The following is a 19,493-nucleotide window of genomic DNA, read 5'->3' on the forward strand; positions in this document are numbered from 1 at the left end:
TATCTAGCGTGGCGGCAAGATGCTTTTCTGTGGCTTGGCGTCAGCGCCGACTCCGTTTAACAGATCTGTCCCATGTAAGGCATCCGGATCAGGTGCAGCAGGATCAACGGGGCTGCCAGGCTGCACTTGATCCGCATCTGGTACAGATTCCAACGGAGGTTCAGTCAAACGGGATTCCAGTCCTTCATCATACACATCTGTAGAAGCAACAGGTGGCAGATCGGAATCATCCATTTCAATACGACTGCCTGAAACTTCATCCAAGGTATCCATGTCTCCTACAGGGATTTCGGTTTCAGGAGGAATATCACGAGATCTCTGATAGCGGTCGTAATAGCGGTCACTCTCTGCGTTACTAATCGGCTTGTCAGACATAATTAGGCACTTCCTTCCACAAAAGTATATAAATCATGTTTTCATCAGAATCGAGGCATGTTATTATCCCTTTAAATCGAACAAGTTATGTTAGGAATTCCATTAAAATTTCGGAAATACATACTTCACGAGGAAGTAGAGAAAACCAAAAAAGATAATGATGTATGCAGCATATTTAATAAAAGTGGAAGCAACCATACTCGAGTCTGATTTGTGCTGAACATCCTTATGCTCAACTTCTACTGTACGATGAGGCTCATTCATTCTGATCATCTCCTTATATCGTGAGTATTTGCTTTGAAAAACCATTACACCTGATTCACGTGATTGAATCGCGGGAGCTGCTTTTACAACTTTTCCTGTTTTGCCTATGTTATGATGAAGCTTGATAAGGAGGAGTGCTTGTGGACTGGTTCACACTTGGGAATATGATTACCCGTATTCGGGTTGGACAAAAGGCATCCACACCCGGATTTTCTCGCACCGTCATTCGACGTCCAGACGGTTTATTCTGGGTGGGAGGGATATGGTCCGGGCAGGTGGTCCAGTTACGTGATTTCCTTTTCTCTGATATATGGACCATTTACGATGACGAAGAAACGGAGCAGTGGCTCGAATTTCGAACGAAAGTGGAGCAGAAGGAACGTGAAATGATTGAAAATCAGTTTGAGGATTTACGAAACTAACGATACTCATAACAATAAATTGGAAAAAAAACTATAAATCTACTTTTATGTGAAAAATGCATTTATTGAAGAAGGTGACATGATAAGTGATGGCGAATGATATATGAGGAGAACTTAATAAGAGAAAATAAAAACTTTGAGGTGCTGTTGAATGAGGAATGTACCCAAAGCAATCATCATCGTATGGATGACGGTATGGATGATTTTGTGCATGCCACATGGACTTATTCTTGCCGCGCCAGAGGAAATTCAGGAGCCCACATCCATAACCAGATGGGAAGTGAAATGGGGGAAAGCTGGGGATCAAGGTTTCATCAGTGAGGTAATGGGAGAGGACGAGATTTGGGAGAGACAGAGTGCTGACCAAATCATGGACATGACTAAAGAGCCATCCGGTTCATTGTGGACACGCTTAACCATTCCCTCTTTACATGATGGAAGTTCAGCTATTCGTTTCGAAAATATTAAAGGTACTCATATTGTGATCTATCTTGAAGATCGGAAAGTGTACGAGAATTACCACTATAATTACGACAATAATGCTGTTTTTTTACCGCTATCTGCTGATCATTCCGGCAATACTCTCTATGTTTGGGCACAAAATGAGAGAGGATGGGTAGGCATTCAGGGCGATGTTCAGGTAGGGCCCTACGCAATGCTGCAGGAGCAATATATTCATAATGGGCTTATGGATATCATTTTGGGTTCAACTTTCGTATTTACCTCTTTGATTATGTTGAGCTGCACATTTTTCCTGGGGAAGTTTCATAAAGGCTTATGGATATCACTATGCGTTGTGATGGGTTCAATCGGGACGATGGTTATTACATACTCGAAGTTCCTGTACACTTTTTATCAGGTCTATGGCGATTTATATTCAGTTCTATTCGATACGGCTATGCTGCTGGGTATGCCGGCGCTTTGTTATTTTTTTGAACAGATCATTGGTCCCGGAGTCTACGGAATATTCACCAAAGTAAGAAAAATTCAATGGACCTATTCAAGCATTGCATTGTTTTCGTTATTTATATATGTAGTTTCTGGCGGGCAGTGGAATCTGTTATATAGTTTGTTTGTGACGCGTGTAGTTGGCATTGTACTGGTTATTCTATTGATTATCCTGCTGGCTGGTACGATCACAAGAGCATTGCAACGCAACCGTGAAGCTATACTGTTAGCATCCGGTTTTGGTACGTTTTCTCTGATCAGCGTACTTGAATTGTTGTGGTACTTTCAGCGCAATGGGACGTATCATCTCTTTTGGTGGAAATGGTCTATGGTTGCATTTGTAATCTCGTTAATTGCCATTCTTGGAAGCCGTTTCGCGGAGAAACATAATAAAGTGCTGGAGTACTCCAAGGAACTAGAGCTGTTCAACAATGAATTGCAACGATCGGAAAAGATGGAGATTATTAGCGAACTTGCCGCATCGGTTGCACATGAAGTACGTAATCCGCTTCAAGTGACACGAGGATTTCTTCAACTTATGACAGAGCAGGAAGATAATAAGAATAAAGGTTATGTACGAATCGCGCTGGAGGAACTTGACCGAGCTTCTGGTATTATCACTGATTTCTTAACGTTTGCCAAACCGGAATTCGATCATATTATATCGCTGAATATTTCGCATGAATTTGATCATATTGAAGGCATACTTGTACCAATGGCTAACTTGGAAGGTGGGAAAATTACAACAGATATCCCGCCGAATCTATATATTCGTGGAAATTCTTCAAAGTTCAAACAGGCTTTTATCAACATTATTAAAAATAGTATAGAGGCGTTTCAGGGAGGAGAAGGCCAGATTGATATCTGGGCGTACTCACAGGATGGGCAAGTTAAAGTGCATGTTAGAGACAATGGTGAGGGGATGAGTGAGGAAGCCTTGTCTCGATTAGGAGAACCGTATTTCTCCAACAAAATCAAAGGCACTGGACTAGGAATGATGGTGACGTTCCGAATCGTGGAAGCTATGAATGGACAGATCACTTTTACAAGCACAAAAGGGGTAGGAACAGAAGCTGTTGTATCTTTTCCCGAGTTCGATAAATGACTCGGGAAGGATATCCAGTTACATGTTCTACCCCTGTTTTTTTAAATGATGACAAGTTTAAAGCTTAAACTCGGATGGATCTAATCTCTCCATGGGCCGCAATTGACATCATAATTAACTTTTGCAGGATTAGGAGGAATGACAAGAACATAATCATTTTGCTGCTCCTCAACCGTACGAACCTTGATATAATCAGGAATTGTAATGCCGAATGCTTCGCGAAGTGCCTGTTTGGGATTGGAATGAAGTTGTTGCCGGAATTGCTCATCAGTCCAAGCCTTCTCAATAATATCCTCTTGCAACGTTTTCTCTGATACCATCATCGTCAACATTCCCTTCGTATTTAAAATTAAACCGAATCAGCTTGTTCTTCGTCAGATATTTCAGGTTGTGACTCACTGATCCAGTAGTGAAACCCGCCTCGGTAAAGTCTTTGTTTATGCTCTTTAATGTCATGAACAGCTTGTACCAATGTGTTGCACAGATAAGAATTAAGTGAAATAAACTGTGGTAATGATGAGCTTGATGTTGCAAGAATTCGGTTAAAATGATGGGCTATGTCTGCATAACTATTCATGAGGTGAGAGTTAAATACATTTTGATGAACGGAATCTTTCAGCGGATGAGTCAGATATTCTTGCTGGAGTGCTGCGGATATGTGAGAGAGGTAGCTATTGTAGTTGCCGTGAACAGCGTCTTGTTTCGTATCTGTAAAATCATCCGTCATCTGAAGAGTCATGAGTACGATATTCATCGCACTACAGACCGGAACGATTCGATCGGGTTGTTCTAGTAGAAGCAGAGCACCGATGATTCCTATTTGTGACGGTGAAGCTTTCTGGGCAATCAGAAGCGGATTTTGCTGAAAATAATCGAGATGTAATTCCCCGTTCACACTTACGGCCCAGTCCAGAATAACCTTTCTGAAATGAATCCAAAAGACAGAAGAGGATTCAAATAATGCACCATAAGTTTGAAGGGCGTCCACGTAATAAAGGTTGCCCAACGATAACTTGAGCACGGATTCCTCAGTCGGTTCATCCATGATGTCATCCAGATTCAGAAAGTACAACATGTGTAACAGGCAAGCTGTGCTAAGTAAATGAGCTTGTTCTGAAGGGAGTCCCTCGGTGTGTTGCATCCATAGCGGAGTGATGTAACCGATGCAGCTGTGTCCTGATTCTTTTCTGGAGGGGTGAAGTAAACGTAGCTGTTCAAGTGCATGTCCAACCAGTGGCTCAGGGTATCGCTGAAACCTCTCTTCAGCTGAAGAGAACACCGCTTGTACGTCAAGCAGGTACGGATCTAACCATTCTCGCTGCATGATAAGGCAACGTCCTTCCTGATTCGTTATCGTGTGCGGTAGATTCAAGAAGTTACATACAGTATAGCTTGTTTGTTTTGAAAAAAATAGGTTTTTTTGTGATCTTTTGTGAAAAATATCATGATATTTTGGATTTTATAGCATAAAAAGGTGTTGTTTGGGTTCAAAATAGGGAGGCAGAGGATATCGACACACGAAAGGCGGATAAACAATGAGAAAGAATTGGAAATCACGGCTGGCAGTGGGAGTGGCAGTTTTCATTTTCTCCGTGGCACCGGGGTCCACCACTTTTGCCAATCCTACTACTCCTGCGGAGCAACAAGGTGATCAGCATGCTGGCTCAACCGGAGGACATCAAAAGCCTTGTATGCACGCAGGACATAGTCTGTTTATGATCGGTGAAACCGCTGACTTGCTCGGTATTGGACTTCGTGAACTGAAGCAGGAGATGGGACTCGGCAAGACTTTGTCTCAGATCGCCAAGGAACGTAAAGGCCTCAGTGAGGAAAAGTTGTTACAGAAGCTAAAACCTACGCTATCAGCGCGTTTGGATAAAGCAGTAGAAGAAGGTTGTCTTACCAAAGAACAAGCTGCAGCAGCGAAAAACGATATGGATGTGAAACTGAGAAAGGTAGTTAACACACCGCTTGCCGAATTACGACGTGAATTTACACGTCACGGAAAACATTCCATGGTAGATAAGGAAGCCATAGCAAAATTTATCGGAATAACAACCGATCAACTGAAAGCGCAGCTCCGTGCAGGCAAATCGTTGGTTGAAATTGCTCAAGCGAAAGGGATAACTGAAACCCAACTGGTGGATCAACTCAAGGAGCAACTGACGGATGATCTTCAGCGATTTGTTCATCGAAAGTATCCAGGTCACCGCGATCCCATTCGCCCTGGTCAGGTAATTGATCGAAACTGAACCGATGGGAATTAGGAGAGAAAAGAGCGTGTTCCACAAGGAACACGCTCTTTTCTCTGTAACTTAAGCTTCTAAGTTAATCAGGGTTAACGTTTGAAGGAAAAGGCTTCAATCAGTACCCCAAGTACCCTAATGAAAAAAAACCTAGTGTTCGTTTCAGTTATCGGTTTGTCTCTAAAGTTTTGTTCTTGGAAGCGGCTAATCCAACCGTATAACGGGAACCTGGCAACTTGGATAATGTCCAGCTGATACCAAGAGCAGTAACCACCGTGACAACAAACGAGACGATCGTTACGGACAGATGGCATCCGCTGAGTTGCATCGGTCTAGTAACATAGGAGATGGCATAGATCACCAGAGCATGGACGAGATAACCGCCAAAAGAATAACGCCCAATCCAAGTGAGGAGTCGCCCAAACCATAGATTCTGACCCTCATTGCCACGCGACAGCACGAGAAAACTGTATAACATCAATAGCTGAGCTATAATGTGGATGAACGTGCTGGGTTTAAGATAAGTAGAAATACCCAGGTTCATCGTACCTACTGACCCTCGTAACACATCATATCCAAGCCAGATATACATCACGATAAAAACGGTGATGCTGAGAGGCAGAATCTTCACTGTCCAGTTTCTCCAGCTCTCTACTGACCAGGCACATACAGCGCCAAGGAAAAAGTAAAACCAATAAAAAATCCATGAAAACGATCGGTATTCCAGCAGGCTGGACCAAGGTTCTGTCCAACGTTCAGTCCAGCCGGCCATATCATAATAAGACAGTTTCATAAGCCACATATAGAGTATGGCTGACACCAGCAGGATAGACATAATGAGCTGCTTTGAGGTAAAGCGTTTCAAGTTCTCCAGACGTTGGCGAATCGCGTGAGCCAATGACAAAAACAATGGAAACAGAATATAAAACTGGAAGACCATCAACACGAACCAAAGGTGATATCCTGTCTGTGGTACGAATAGCTCGCGAACAAAACTCTCCAGATCCGGCATGCCTGAAGACCAGAATGCAGGGGTAAATACACGCACGGATAACCAATAGATAAGTGTCCAGAGGAAAAACGGGATATAAATATCAGCAAACCGTTTGCCAATGAAGCGGGGATAATCCGGCTTAGCATGACGATGGTGGTAAAATAACATCACACCTGACAGAAATACAAAGGTGGGTGTACCAAACCTTGTTAGATGATAAATCATGGTCAGCATAACGGAATCAGGTTGTTCGATGTCAGGCCGATAAATATATTCAGCAATGCTATGTTGCATGACGATGGCCAGGAAGGCTAGTCCGCGTAGCTTGGTCCATTCAGCTATTTTTGGTCTGTTCATTCACGTTCCTCCCTTATGCAGTCAAGGTCATCAAATAAGACTACCCTCCAAACATTAAGGCTGCATTAAATGTCGAGAAAAGGTAAAAAAAAGACGGCTTAGGCCGTCTTTTGCTGTCGAACCAGTAGTCATTCCGTTGTCATTCCTTGGACTCACCCGATGACGAGCTATGGGAAGTGTCGTGGTCTTCTTCAAATAATTTTTGTATGTAGGCTTGAAGCTTATTCACATTGACACCTAACACCTGAGCGCCTCCAACCCGTTCATTGGTCAGAAGATGGTTCGGCGGAATCTGTTGTTGATGAATCTCTGTAGCACGAATATCAAAGCCAAGAGAAGCGAGCTTTAACATCTGGGTTGGACTGAGATCCGTTTGAACATATGGAGCGATAGCTTCCAAGATCTCAGGGATTTTGAAGAGAGAAGTGGTGCTCTGCATCTTCTTCGCAAGTTCGGTCATAAAGATACGTTGACGCTGTGTCCTTGTGAAATCAGAGGTCGCATCGTGTCGGAAACGAACATATTGGAGTGCAGTTCTGCCATCCATATGCTGCAGGCCTTTTTTTAAATCAATATCATACATGTGTTTATCGGCTTTACTTGTATAGTACATATCTTTTTCTACATCAATATCAATACCGCCCAGGGCATCAACGAGAGCCATGAATCCTGTGAAGTCGGTGTATACGTAGTGCTGGATCGGAATACCGAGCAGATTACTGACCGTTTGTTTCGTTAATTCGGCTCCTCCATAGGAGAAGGCAGCGTTAAGGCGGCTTTTGCCATGGCCTGGAATCTCAACGTACGTGTCACGAAGCACGGAAAAGAGGTGAGCTTTTTTGGAGAGAGGATCAATGGAAGCAACCATGACTGAGTCTGAACGTCCAGCGTCATCCCCTCTGGAGTCACCGCCAATCAGTAAAATATTCACTCTCTCCTGACCTTCCCATTTCGGGATGGTTGTTACGATAGTATCTGAACTTGTTGTTACATCACTGCCCGCTGTGGACGAGGGGGTAGATGCGGTTGAGATGCTATTGGCGAAATGAACGATTGAATATCCGTAATAGACAATGATTCCAGTTACAGAAAGCATCAAGGTTAGGGCAATCCCCCATAGCCATTTTTTAAACATAATCTTCACCTTTCTATGGTTAAACTGATAGATACATACACCCACGTTATTTTAACAAAAAGAAAGGGAAATGTCCTCTTTGTTTTCTAAATTACGGTTTAATTCTTTTATGGTAAACTAATCGTTTGTTTTTTTTGTATATATCGCACGTTATGAATATAGATGATGATTGGTAATAGGTCACAACAATGTTATTTCAGAAGTCACCAATGTTGATATTGCAAGTCTAACAAAAAGATATAATGGTAATTAATGGTGGAAATTACATCCAGTTACCACCATGGAAAGGGGCGAGGCTACTCCAATAACTAGAAGAAATCACCTGGAACCTCAGGAAAAGGAGCTGAACAAGATTGATGAAAGGGCGCTGGTGGAGACGAGTTGCTGTAGTAACGTTATCGGCAGGACTACTGGCAGGGAGCTTTTCTATGAATACAGGATTACGTCAGGCGGATGCGGCCGCTGGAGATCATAACTATGCTGAAGCACTTCAGAAGGCTATTTATTTCTATGAGGCACAGCGATCAGGTCCATTGCCTGACAATAATCGGGTTGAATGGCGGGGCGACTCGGGCATGCAAGACGGAGCCGATGTTGGTGTGGATCTCACCGGTGGCTGGTATGATGCTGGAGATCATGTGAAGTTTGGTTTTCCAATGGCTGCTTCAGCAACGATGCTTGCCTGGTCTGTAGTCGAGTATCGTGATGGCTATGAGCAGGCGGGACAACTGGAGGAGATCAAAGATAATATCAGATGGGCCACGGACTATTTTATGAAAGCGCATACGAAGCCAAACGAATTATGGGGACAAGTCGGAGGGGGCAATATCGATCACGCTTGGTGGGGACCTGCAGAAGTGATGCAGATGAATCGTCCTTCGTTCAAGATCGACGCTTCCTGTCCGGGAAGTGATCTGGCGGCAGAAACAGCTGCTGCACTAGCGGCTGCCTCCATCGTATTTGCAGATGATGATCCGGCCTACTCGGCGAAGATGCTTCAGCATGCGAAAGAACTGTACAACTTTGCAGATACATATCGGGGAAAATACACCGATTGTATTACCGATGCTGCGGCATTCTATAACTCGTGGACGGGATATGAAGACGAGCTGGCATGGGGTGGGGCGTGGCTTTATCTAGCAACAAATGATAACGCTTACTTGTCCAAAGCGATTGCAGCGGCAGATCGGTGGTCTACAAGCGGCGGTTCCGCGAATTGGCCATATACCTGGACCCAGGGATGGGATAGTAAACACTATGGTGCACAGATTTTGCTTGCCCGGATTACATCCAGTCTGAATATGCCGGAGGCAACAAAGTTCATCCAATCAACCGAGCGCAATCTCGATTACTGGACGGTTGGCACGAATGGAGGACGGGTGACATACACGCCAGGCGGATTGGCTTGGCTGGATCAGTGGGGTTCACTCCGATATGCGGCTAACGCAGCCTTTATCTCATTCGTATACTCGGATTGGGTCAGTGACCCTGTGAAAAAATCAAGATATCAAAATTTTGCGACTTCACAGATCAATTACATTTTAGGAGATAATCCCCGTCAGAGCAGTTATGTTGTCGGATACGGGAAAAATCCGCCTCAGCATCCGCATCATCGTACGGCCCATAGTTCATGGATGAACAATGAAGATATCCCAACGAATCACCGCCATATTTTATACGGCGCAATGGTGGGAGGACCCAATGCCTCAGATCAATATACGGATGATATCGGGGATTACGTGAGCAATGAGGTAGCAACAGATTACAATGCCGGCTTCACTGGAGCACTCGCTAAGATGAATCTGCTGTATGGACAGAATGATCAGCCTCTCGCGAATTTCCCTGCTCCTGAAGTCAAAGGTGATGAGTATTTTGTAGAAGCGGCTATTCGCTCATCAGGCGCTAACTATACGGAAATTCGTGCATTGCTTAACAACCGTTCAGGCTGGCCTGCACGTATGGGAGATCAGCTATCCTTCAAATACTTTCTGGATTTAAGTGAGGTGTATGCTGCTGGACGCACCGTATCCGATGTGCAGGTTTCGGTATCTTCTACCGAAGGAGCAACCGTATCTCAGCCTGTCGTGGTAGATGCAGCCAAGCGAATCTATGCGATTACGGCAAACTTCAGCAATACCAAAATCTATCCAGGCGGAGAGGGGAATTACCGCAAAGAAGTTCAGTTCCGGATTACTGGACCACAAGGGGCGTGGAATCCGGCTAACGATCCTTCGTACCAGAACCTGACAACAGGCACTCCGGTCAAAAGTGTAACCATTCCCGTCTATGACGCCGGAGTGAAGGTGTACGGTCAAGAGCCGGGTATTACACCCGTAACGGTACCAGCTGCGCCTTCTGGTGTGCAATCCGCATCTGGCAATCAGCAGATCACGCTGAACTGGACTGCTTCTGCCGGGGCCTTATCGTACACGGTGAAGCGTGCAGAGGTTAGCGGCGGCCCATACACAACTATTGCCACAGGGGTTAACGGGTTGACTTATACCAATACAGGACTGACGAATGGCAAGACGTATTATTTCGTAGTGACTGCTGCCAATGCTGCTGGGGAGTCACCAGCTTCTGTACAGGTGTCGGGTGTGCCGAAGGCAGCTTCAAACGTGCCAGGGGCACCCGTTTTAAGCGGTACAGCTGGAAATAACCAGAATGTGTTGTCATGGACAGCAGCATCAGAAGCGGTGAGCTACAATGTGCAACGCGCTGTTGCAGGCGGAGCATATGCCGATGTGGCCACTGGATTGACGGTATTGACCTATACCGACACCACAGCTCAGAATGATACGTCCTATAGTTATCGGGTGGTTGCTGTGAACGCAAGTGGGCAGACGTTGTCTAACGTCGTTGTACTGACCCCCTCCGAGCCGCCTGTTTCGGGAGGAACACTTGAAGTGCAGTACCGGAGTGGAGGGTCCGGGAATTCAAGTAACGCAGTAACTCCACAGTTTAATGTGAAGAACACGGGCACACAGGCTATTGATCTAAGTACGGTGAAGATCCGGTATTACTTTACCAAAGATGGTACAGAAGATCTGACATTCTGGTGTGATTATGCGCAGTTAGGTACAGCCAATGTACAAGGAAAGTTTGTGGCAGTGAATCCGGCCAAAGGAACAGCAGATACCTATCTGGAGATCAGTTTCACCTCTGGAGCGGGAAGTCTGGCTGCGGGTGCGGAGACAGGTGTGATTCAGGGGCGTTTCTCCAAAAACAATTGGAGTGCCTTTGATCAGAGCAACGATTACTCGTTTGATGCTTCGAAGACTGCTTTTGCCGAGTGGAACAAAGTGACCGCATATCAAGGCAGTACCCAAGTATGGGGACTGGAACCTTGAACGAGGTGAGCTCGGACAGGGTGAAGACGAGGTGAGCTGTAGACGGAAATCCACAATTACTAAAAATTAAAGAGTTAAGGAACAGCATGGGCAGACCGAGCAGTGATATTGAATATCCACTATTCCGGGGAGGTATATATTCATGTTGAAAACAGCTGCAAAAAAGAGTTTAACTGCCATGCTGGCGGGAACCGTCATGTTGACGGGATACACGGGACTGTGGGCCGGACCTCAAACAGCACATGCGGCCGATCAGGCGATTGAGATGCAAGCGGATGGCGTGAATGAAGCACGCTTTCTACAACTATACAGTCAATTGAAAGACCCAGCGAACGGGTACTTCTCTCCAGAAGGTATTCCGTATCACTCGATTGAAACATTGCTGAGTGAAGCGCCGGATTACGGGCATATGTCTACATCGGAAGCATACAGCTACTGGTTGTGGCTGGAGACGATGTATGGTCACTATACGGGAGACTGGTCCAAACTGGAGGCAGCCTGGGATAACATGGAGAAGTATATTATTCCAGTCAATGAAGGCGATGGCAAGGAAGAACAGCCGACGATGAGCAAGTACAATCCGAACAGTCCTGCAACATATGCAGGGGAAAAACCGTTCCCGGACCAGTATCCATCCAACCTTAATGGTCAATATGCAGCAGGAAAAGATCCACTGGATGCTGAGCTTAAGGCAACCTATGGCAACAATCAGACGTATCTGATGCACTGGCTTATCGACGTCGATAATTGGTATGGATACGGAAATCTGCTGAATCCTTCCCATACGTCAACGTATGTGAATACGTTCCAGCGTGGGGAGCAGGAATCGGTGTGGGAAGCCATTCCTCATCCATCTCAGGATGATAAATCCTTTGGTAAAGCAGGCGAAGGTTTTATGAGTCTGTTTACGAAAGAGAATCAGGCTCCGTCCGCCCAATGGCGCTATACGAACGCAACGGATGCGGATGCTCGTGCAGTTCAGGTGCTCTATTGGGCCAAAGAGATGGGCTATAACAATACCGAATATCTGAATAAAGCGAAAAAGATGGGCGATTATCTGCGGTATGGCATGTACGATAAATACTTCCAAAAGGTAGGAAGTGCAAAGAGTGGCACCCCAACCCCGGGGACAGGTAAGGATTCTAATATGTATCTCATGGCTTGGTATACGTCATGGGGAGGCGGACTGGGTCAAGGCGGAGACTGGGCATGGCGTATTGGAGCAAGCCATACCCACCAAGCATACCAAAACCCGGTTGCAGCGTACGCATTGTCTGATCCTGCAGGCGGTTTAATCCCGAACTCACCTACAGCGAAAGCAGACTGGAATGCGACGTTAAAACGTCAGCTTGAATTCTACACTTGGCTGCAATCTCATGAGGGTGCAATCGGGGGCGGGGCAACCAACAGTATTGGTGGTTCTTACGCCGCTTATCCTTCAGGTGTGAGCACGTTCTATGATATGGCCTATCAGGAAGCGCCGGTATATCGTGACCCGGATTCGAACACATGGTTCGGATTCCAAGCATGGCCGCTAGAGCGTGTAGCCGAGATGTATTATATTTTGGCAGAGAACGGGGATCTGACCTCCGAGAATTTCCAAATGGCGAAGAAGGTCATTACGAAGTGGATTGACTGGACGAAGGATTATGTCTTTGTCGGTGAGCGCCCTGTCACAGATGCACAAGGATACTATTTGAATGCGGCTGGTCAGCGGATACTCGGTGGAACGAATGTTGAAGTAGCGACAACGCCTGCGCCAGGTGAATTCTGGATTCCAGGTGGTCAAGAGTGGAAAGGACAGCCGGATAAGTGGAATGGATTCAGTTCATTCACCAACAATCCAAACTTCCGTGCAATTACAAAGGATCCAGTTCAGGATACTGGCGTACTTGGCAGCTATATTAAGGCGCTGACGTTCTTCGCGGCTGGAACGGAAGCTGAGAACGGTACACTTAGTGTGAAAGGTCAGGAAGCCAAAGCATTGGCTGAGCGTCTGCTGGATACGGCTTGGGATTACAATGATGGTGTGGGGATCGTTACGGAAGAGCAGCGTAAAGATTATTTCCGTTACTTCGCCAAAGAGATCTATCTCCCGGCGAACTGGTCCGGTACGTTCGGTCAAGGAAATACGATTCCAGGAACGGCAGGTGTACCGTCAGACCCGGCTAAAGGCGGGAATGGCGTATATATCGGATACGCTGATCTACGTCCGGCAATCAAGCAAGACCCAGCTTGGACTTATCTGGAGAACCTGTACAAAACCTCATACAACCCAACGACGAAGCAGTGGGAAAAAGGTGCACCGACCTTTACGTATCACCGTTTCTGGTCACAAGTTGATATGGCTACCGCTTATGGAGAGTTTGACCGTCTCCTTGGAGACAGCACTACACCAGGAGAGGAAGTACCGGCTGCACCTACCGGCGTAACTGCAACGGGTGGTGATGGGCAGGTTGTGCTGAACTGGAAAGCTGCAGCCGGGGCTACTTCATATACAGTGAAGCGCGCCGAAGCGAACGGTGGCCCCTATACATCCGTAGCGACTGGAGTTACCGGTGCGACCTTTACCGATACGGGATTGACTAATGGAAAAGCGTATTATTATGTAATCACTGCGGTAAACAGTGTAGGAGAATCTGCACCTTCCGCACAGGCTACGGCAACACCGCAGGCTGGAGTAACTGCACCGGGAGTCTTCACGTTAAGTGGAATAGCCGGTGATGCACAGGCTGTATTGAACTGGACAGCTTCAACTGGAGCAGCATCGTATAATGTGCAGCGTTCAACGGGAACGGGTGCATACAGCAATATCGCTACAGGCCTGACTGCACTGACCTATACCGATGCAACAGCTGTCAATGGTACAGCGTATAATTACAGAGTTGTCGCTGTGAATGCAGATGGTCAGACCAATTCAAATGTGATTGTCCTGACACCAGCTGCGGCTCCGATCTCAACGGGAACGTTGGAAGTTCAGTACCGCAACGGAGGAACTGGCGCCTCAGGCAATGCTCTGACGCCGCAATTTAACCTCAAGAATACAGGAAGCACGGACATCGATCTGAGTAAGGTGAAGCTTCGTTACTACTTTACAAAAGACAGTGATGCAGATCTGAGCTTCTGGTGTGACTATGCACAGATTGGCAGTGCGAATGTGCAAGGGGAATTTGTAACGGTTCAGCCGTCAAAAGGCACAGCAGATACCTACCTCGAGATCAGCTTTACCGCAGCTGCTGGCAACTTGGCAGCAGGTGCTGAGACAGGGATCATCCAGACACGTTCTTCCAAGAACAACTGGACCAATTTTGACCAAACGAATGATTATTCCTTCGATGCAACCCAAACGGCATTTGGCGCCTGGACTAAAGTGACAGGTTACCAAGATGGTGTGAAAGTGTGGGGAATGGAGCCATAATCAATACGAGATGAGTATAAAATAGTCTCATTATACGAAGAGCCGGGGAGAAATCCCTGGTTTTTTGTATATTTGGATACCTATATTTTCAATTTATGAGGCGAGATTAAAGATTATAGTGAAATGAAACGTAGTAATGTTTTCCAATTAGTTATAAAGTTTCATTAAAATCTAGTACATAGGGAGCATGTACAAAAAAACATAAACTGATCTCGGTCGAAACGTCACAAGCTAAGGCACATCAATAGTTACAAAAAATTAACCTTTCTATTTACGTGATCCATCCTCTATTTTTTAAGTCCAAGATTGATTTGAATGATCCTTAGTACTCAAACTTGTCTGGACCATGGCAGGACTTTGGGCTGATGAACGATACGGGATGCCCGTTTACAATAAGGCAAGCCGGAAAGATGATTTCTTGGTTAAAATTTTGTAATATCCGGAGGTACACGACATCATGAACTGGAAGAATACCATTGTTACGGCAAGCGTAACGGCAGCTATGCTGATGGGAAGTCTAACAACGACAGCACTCACCGGACAAGTATCCGCAGCAACGACAAATCAATCGACAGCAGAAGTTATCCGAGGGGTAAATTTTCGAACCTCACCAACCACATCCGCCAAAATAATTCGAATGGTTTCCAAGGGAGAGACGGTAACTATATTGCAGAAGTCGGGCTCGGCTTGGTATAAAATCAAAGACTCGGCGAATCGGACAGGCTATATATCGTCTTCATCCAAATATACAAAAATTCTGAAGACTGGCACAACAACGGGGAGTAACACCTCAACTCAGACTTCGACGTCAAAAGGAAGTGCAGCTGTAGAGAAGGTCATTACAGCAGGAATGAAGTATATGGGAACTCCTTATAAGTATGGAGCGAATCGTAACAGTACGGCAGTGTTTGACTGCTCCAGCTTTGTACGTCGCGCCTTTATTGATGCATTAGGAATTACACTCCCGGCAGATTCCCGCCAACAAGGAGACTATGTGAAGAAGAAAGGTGCAGTCACAACGAATTGGAAGAATCTGAAACGTGGTGATTTGATGTACTTTATGTCTTACAAAGGCACCAAGGCGTCAGCCTACAAAGGCGTAAACAAATCGAACGCAAGGATTACGCATACCGGTATTTATCTGGGCAACGGTAAAATACTGCATACATATTCCAACGCTGGCGGCGGTGTAACAGTTAGTAATGTCGCTGGAAAGCATTGGGAATACCGCTTCTTATTTGGCGGAAGTGCGCTGTAAGAACCAACTTTATGGTTTACCGTTAATCTGATTGTTAAGCCAAGTAAAGAGGTATTCAGGTGCAAACGGAATGATTATTTCCTCTATCCAAAAAGTACAGCATCCTCTATGCAGGCTTTATCGCATTGAAAATGAAATTCAAAAGAACCCCTTACCTCTTGCCTTATGATTGGCACATGAAAGGGGTTCTTTTTGCTGTGCTTTGCTGTATTTACAGTGCTGGGATACCATCGTGGTAGAATAATCGGAACAAAATGTCTTGATTATAGTTGCCGAATCCTTCACCATACAAGGTCATACCGCCCACATGCCTGGCATCTTCCTCTACAGAAAGGCGTAATGTCCACTGATTGCGTTCTACCGGGATGTCTGCGAGTGTAATGCTCGACAGATGTTGTCCATCAATAAATGTTCCTTCATGGGTTATACGCAGTACTTTGAGCATGCCGTACTGATTGACGACATCACTCCACCAGTCAGGTGTAAATATGCCGCGGCCATTGCCTGAGTCACCTGGGCTGGTCCACTCACCCAAGCGAATGCCGTTCAGTGTAAACGTAATGTCGGAAGGCCAGTTTGGGTTGACAGATGGCGCCTCCGATCCAATCTCCAGTGACAACTCAATAGCTTCAATCTGCTGTCCGGTCAGTATATAGTTAGGTATTTTGTATTCGACAAATCCACGTCCAAACCACAAGATATGGGCATGCATCCGGTCCGGGTCCAGAAAATAGCGGGGATCATCGTACTGCCCGATGACATGATCGGAGGTCGCTAGACCACATGTAGGATATACATCGAAATGTGTATAGTGACCGACAGGGATGGAAACTTCGTGAAACTTGCGGGTTATCCCGCTCTCCTGAGGCATCGAGATGCCAATCCAGTCCACGGCTAAGCTGTTCATTTTATGTGTGCCGCCGTCCTTGCGAACCATTTTAGACTGAATAATGCCTACATCTTGAAGTTTTCGTACATGCATAGTGACGATGGCACTGCTCAGACCTAGTGAAGCTGCAATGTCTTTCACATTCATAGGGGTTTCGGCAACAAGACGGATAATTTGAAGACGAACTTCGCTGGCAAGTGCTTCATATAGTGGAAGCCATTCGGCGTCGGTGTTTGCTCTGATCACAAGTATTCCTCCAATTGGTTTAATAGAATTAAGTTAAACATAAATTCAATAAAAAGAGTAACAATTTTCGAAGTTTCAGTTGAAATATGTGCTGTTATCGATTTTAATATAAATATGAACGTTGATCCATAGAATATCAATTCATTTTTATATTAATCTTAGGGAGATGAAATCATTCATGGAAAAAGCGAAAATGACAGTAGATAAAGATTTTAAGATTGGTGAAGTCGATAAGCGGTTGTATGGATCATTTATCGAGCACTTGGGGCGTGCTGTGTATGGTGGAATTTACGAGCCCGGTCATGCCTCGGCTAATGAGCAGGGGTTCCGCACAGATGTGTTGGAGATGGTGAAGGAGCTGCAGGTGCCTATTGTGCGTTATCCGGGTGGTAATTTTGTATCCGGTTACAATTGGGAAGATAGTGTTGGACCAGTATCCGAACGCAAACGCAGGCTGGAACTGGCATGGAGAACGATAGAAACGAATGAATTTGGTTTTAACGAATTCGTGGATTGGGCTAAACAGGCGAACTCTGAAGTGATGATGGCTGTTAACCTGGGAACACGCGGGGTGGATGCTGCCCGTAATATCGTGGAATACAGCAACCATCCGGAAGGCTCATATTATAGCGATCTTCGGATCAAGCATGGATACAAGCAGCCGCATGGTATTAAGACATGGTGTCTTGGTAATGAAATGGACGGCCCTTGGCAGATTGGACACAAGACAGCTGAGGAGTATGGGCGAACAGCCGTTGAAGCGGCCAAAGTCATGAAGTGGACTGATCCGACGATTGAACTCGTCGCTTGTGGAAGCTCGAATCTGGGTATGCCATCGTTCCCGGAGTGGGAAGCAACGGTGCTGGATCATACTTATGATCATGTGGAGTATCTGTCTTTGCACCAATATTACGGTAATCCGGAGAATGATACACCAACTTTTCTTGCACGCTCATTAGAGATGGATCGTTTTATCGATACGGTAAAAGCGACTTGTGATTATATTAAAGCGAAAAAACGCAGCAAAAAAACGATGTATCTGTCTTTTGATGAGTGGAATGTATGGTATCACTCGCATGAGAATGATTCCAAGATGGACCCATGGCAGATCGCTCCACCGCAGCTTGAAGACATCTATAATCATGAAGATGCCCTTTTGGTAGGCTGTATGCTAATCAGTATGCTGAAACATGCAGATCGGGTCAAAATGGCGTGTCTTGCTCAACTTGTTAACGTCATCGCTCCAATTATGACGGAGACGGGTGGAGGATCATGGAGACAGACGATTTTCTATCCATTCATGCATGCGTCTGTATATGGCCGGGGTACAGCACTTGTGCCTTTGATTCAATCACCGAAGTATGACACGAAACAAATTACGGATGTTCCTTATCTGGAGGCTATAGCGGTGCATAATGAGGAGCAGAGCGAGGTTACTGTATTTGCGGTAAACCGTCATTTGCAAGAGTCTCTGCCGCTTGAAGTGGATTTGCGTAGTTTTGGCAAATGCAGCTTGATTGAGCATATCGTTCTGGAAGCAGACGACCTCAAAGCGGTCAACAATGCTGCACAACCGAAAAATGTTGTTCCACACCATCGCGGAGGAGCGACTGTATCTGATACGTTGATTACAGCAAGTCTGGCGAAAGCGTCATGGAACGTAATCCGCTTGAGTGTGAAGTGAAGTGAAGTGAAGTGAAGTGAAGTGAAGATTAGGTCGAGATAGCGAAAGAATGCAATGAAGTTGAAACTCGATGTACATGTAAGGTCGATGTACATGTAAGGTTAGCGTATGATAAAAAGCTGGATGCGAGTTTATTCGCATCCAGCTTTTTTTGGAACTCTACACGGGATGATCCTATATCCAGAGGCGGAGTCGAGTCGGACAGAGGGAACTAGTCTGAATCACTCTCCCTTGTGTTCCTCTAATGTCCTTTGTAGAGTATTCAACGTTGTCTGGAGTCCTTTTTTTCCAAGTAAATGGTCGGTGTGAATATGAATGCGTGTGCCGTCCTTCAGATATATGGCGTACATGGGGGAAGCAGCCAGTTGCCATCGACTTCGGGACGGAGCTGCGAGCTCAATCTTGCGAATCTGGTTCCAAGGTACATTTCGGCTACCAGCGTAGAGGTTTTGTTGATCCCAGGATACAAGTACCGTTGAACCTTGAATGGAGCGGTTTAGAAACATGAAAAAAAATGGACCAACCAGCCACATGCCGAGTACGGCGGCCATAGGATAATAGATTTTTTCCACGCTTTGTGTCTGCCCGGTAACAATGACCCATAGGAGCAGTACACATAAGAAAAGGAACAGAAGACAGAGACCACTTTTGCAAATGGCAGTTATACGCTGATAACGAATCTCACCTTGCCGGGTTTGAGTAGTTGAAGATGACATGTTCTATCCCCCTTTAATTTCTGATCTCAATGTAGAGTGCTGCTCCCACTAATAATACTTCCGTGATTGGTATATGGAAGTCTTTA

At 45.6% G+C, this 19,493-nt stretch carries 15 protein-coding genes; 7 read left to right on the forward strand and 8 right to left on the reverse strand.

Annotated features, from left to right (window positions below):
* Nucleotides 1-3 precede the first annotated feature (3 nt).
* Entirely contained in the window at nucleotides 4-375 is a 372-nt protein-coding gene (locus tag PQG66_RS16540) for a hypothetical protein (protein WP_272038851.1), read from the reverse strand.
* Between the two features lie 102 nt (nucleotides 376-477).
* Entirely contained in the window at nucleotides 478-639 is a 162-nt protein-coding gene (locus PQG66_RS16545) for a hypothetical protein (protein ID WP_017690239.1), read from the reverse strand.
* Nucleotides 640-779: 140 nt separating this feature from the next.
* On the opposite strand from PQG66_RS16545, the gene PQG66_RS16550 reads away from it, so the two are divergent.
* Nucleotides 780-1,061, forward strand: coding sequence for a hypothetical protein (locus tag PQG66_RS16550; protein WP_272038852.1), 282 nt, complete (start codon nucleotides 780-782; stop codon nucleotides 1,059-1,061).
* Between the two features lie 151 nt (nucleotides 1,062-1,212).
* Nucleotides 1,213-3,114 carry a sensor histidine kinase gene (locus PQG66_RS16555; RefSeq protein ID WP_272038853.1) on the forward strand — a complete coding sequence of 634 codons (1,902 nt, stop codon included), beginning with the start codon at nucleotides 1,213-1,215 and terminating at the stop codon, nucleotides 3,112-3,114.
* A gap of 80 nt (nucleotides 3,115-3,194) precedes the next feature.
* Here the strand turns inward: PQG66_RS16555 and PQG66_RS16560 are convergent, their stop codons facing one another.
* Together PQG66_RS16560 and PQG66_RS16565 are read right to left on the reverse strand one after the other, a co-directional pair.
* Nucleotides 3,195-3,437, reverse strand: coding sequence for an NHLP leader peptide family RiPP precursor (locus tag PQG66_RS16560; protein WP_272038854.1), 243 nt, complete (start codon nucleotides 3,435-3,437; stop codon nucleotides 3,195-3,197).
* 26 nt (nucleotides 3,438-3,463) lie between these two features.
* On the reverse strand, nucleotides 3,464-4,438 hold the full coding sequence (locus PQG66_RS16565) for a hypothetical protein (protein ID WP_272038855.1): 975 nt from the start codon (nucleotides 4,436-4,438) through the stop codon (nucleotides 3,464-3,466).
* Between the two features lie 211 nt (nucleotides 4,439-4,649).
* Between PQG66_RS16565 and PQG66_RS16570 the strand changes: the two genes are divergently transcribed.
* The gene (locus tag PQG66_RS16570) at nucleotides 4,650-5,366 is read left to right on the forward strand and encodes a hypothetical protein (protein WP_272038856.1); all 717 of its coding nucleotides are present in this window, start codon (nucleotides 4,650-4,652) and stop codon (nucleotides 5,364-5,366) included.
* A 160-nt stretch (nucleotides 5,367-5,526) separates the two neighbouring features.
* Here the strand turns inward: PQG66_RS16570 and PQG66_RS16575 are convergent, their stop codons facing one another.
* Nucleotides 5,527-6,711, reverse strand: a complete 1,185-nt coding sequence (locus tag PQG66_RS16575; RefSeq protein WP_272038857.1) for an acyltransferase — start codon at nucleotides 6,709-6,711, stop codon at nucleotides 5,527-5,529.
* 139 nt (nucleotides 6,712-6,850) lie between these two features.
* Nucleotides 6,851-7,846: an LCP family protein gene (locus PQG66_RS16580; protein WP_272038858.1), complete on the reverse strand. Its 996-nt coding sequence runs from the start codon at nucleotides 7,844-7,846 to the stop codon at nucleotides 6,851-6,853.
* A gap of 356 nt (nucleotides 7,847-8,202) precedes the next feature.
* Here PQG66_RS16580 and PQG66_RS16585 point away from each other — a divergent pair, with 356 nt between their 5' ends.
* From PQG66_RS16585 to PQG66_RS16595, 3 genes are all read left to right on the forward strand, one after another.
* Nucleotides 8,203-11,196, forward strand: a complete 2,994-nt coding sequence (locus tag PQG66_RS16585; protein WP_442955120.1) for a glycoside hydrolase family 9 protein — start codon at nucleotides 8,203-8,205, stop codon at nucleotides 11,194-11,196.
* A 142-nt stretch (nucleotides 11,197-11,338) separates the two neighbouring features.
* Nucleotides 11,339-14,614: a glycoside hydrolase family 48 protein gene (locus PQG66_RS16590; protein ID WP_272038859.1), complete on the forward strand. Its 3,276-nt coding sequence runs from the start codon at nucleotides 11,339-11,341 to the stop codon at nucleotides 14,612-14,614.
* A 457-nt stretch (nucleotides 14,615-15,071) separates the two neighbouring features.
* On the forward strand, nucleotides 15,072-15,872 hold the full coding sequence (locus tag PQG66_RS16595) for a C40 family peptidase (protein WP_272038860.1): 801 nt from the start codon (nucleotides 15,072-15,074) through the stop codon (nucleotides 15,870-15,872).
* Nucleotides 15,873-16,083: 211 nt separating this feature from the next.
* Here the strand turns inward: PQG66_RS16595 and PQG66_RS16600 are convergent, their stop codons facing one another.
* Entirely contained in the window at nucleotides 16,084-17,004 is a 921-nt protein-coding gene (locus PQG66_RS16600) for an ArsR/SmtB family transcription factor (RefSeq protein WP_442955121.1), read from the reverse strand.
* 181 nt (nucleotides 17,005-17,185) lie between these two features.
* Here PQG66_RS16600 and arfA point away from each other — a divergent pair, with 181 nt between their 5' ends.
* A complete protein-coding gene (gene arfA / locus PQG66_RS16605) occupies nucleotides 17,186-18,691 on the forward strand; it encodes an arabinosylfuranosidase ArfA (RefSeq protein WP_272038862.1) in 1,506 nt (501 codons plus the stop codon).
* Nucleotides 18,692-18,912: 221 nt separating this feature from the next.
* Here the strand turns inward: arfA and PQG66_RS16610 are convergent, their stop codons facing one another.
* Entirely contained in the window at nucleotides 18,913-19,407 is a 495-nt protein-coding gene (locus PQG66_RS16610; protein ID WP_272038863.1) for a hypothetical protein, read from the reverse strand.
* Nucleotides 19,408-19,493 lie beyond the last annotated feature (86 nt).

Origin of the sequence: Paenibacillus sp. JJ-100 (genome assembly GCF_948329825.1) — a bacterium.
Taxonomy (GTDB): domain Bacteria; phylum Bacillota; class Bacilli; order Paenibacillales; family Paenibacillaceae; genus Paenibacillus.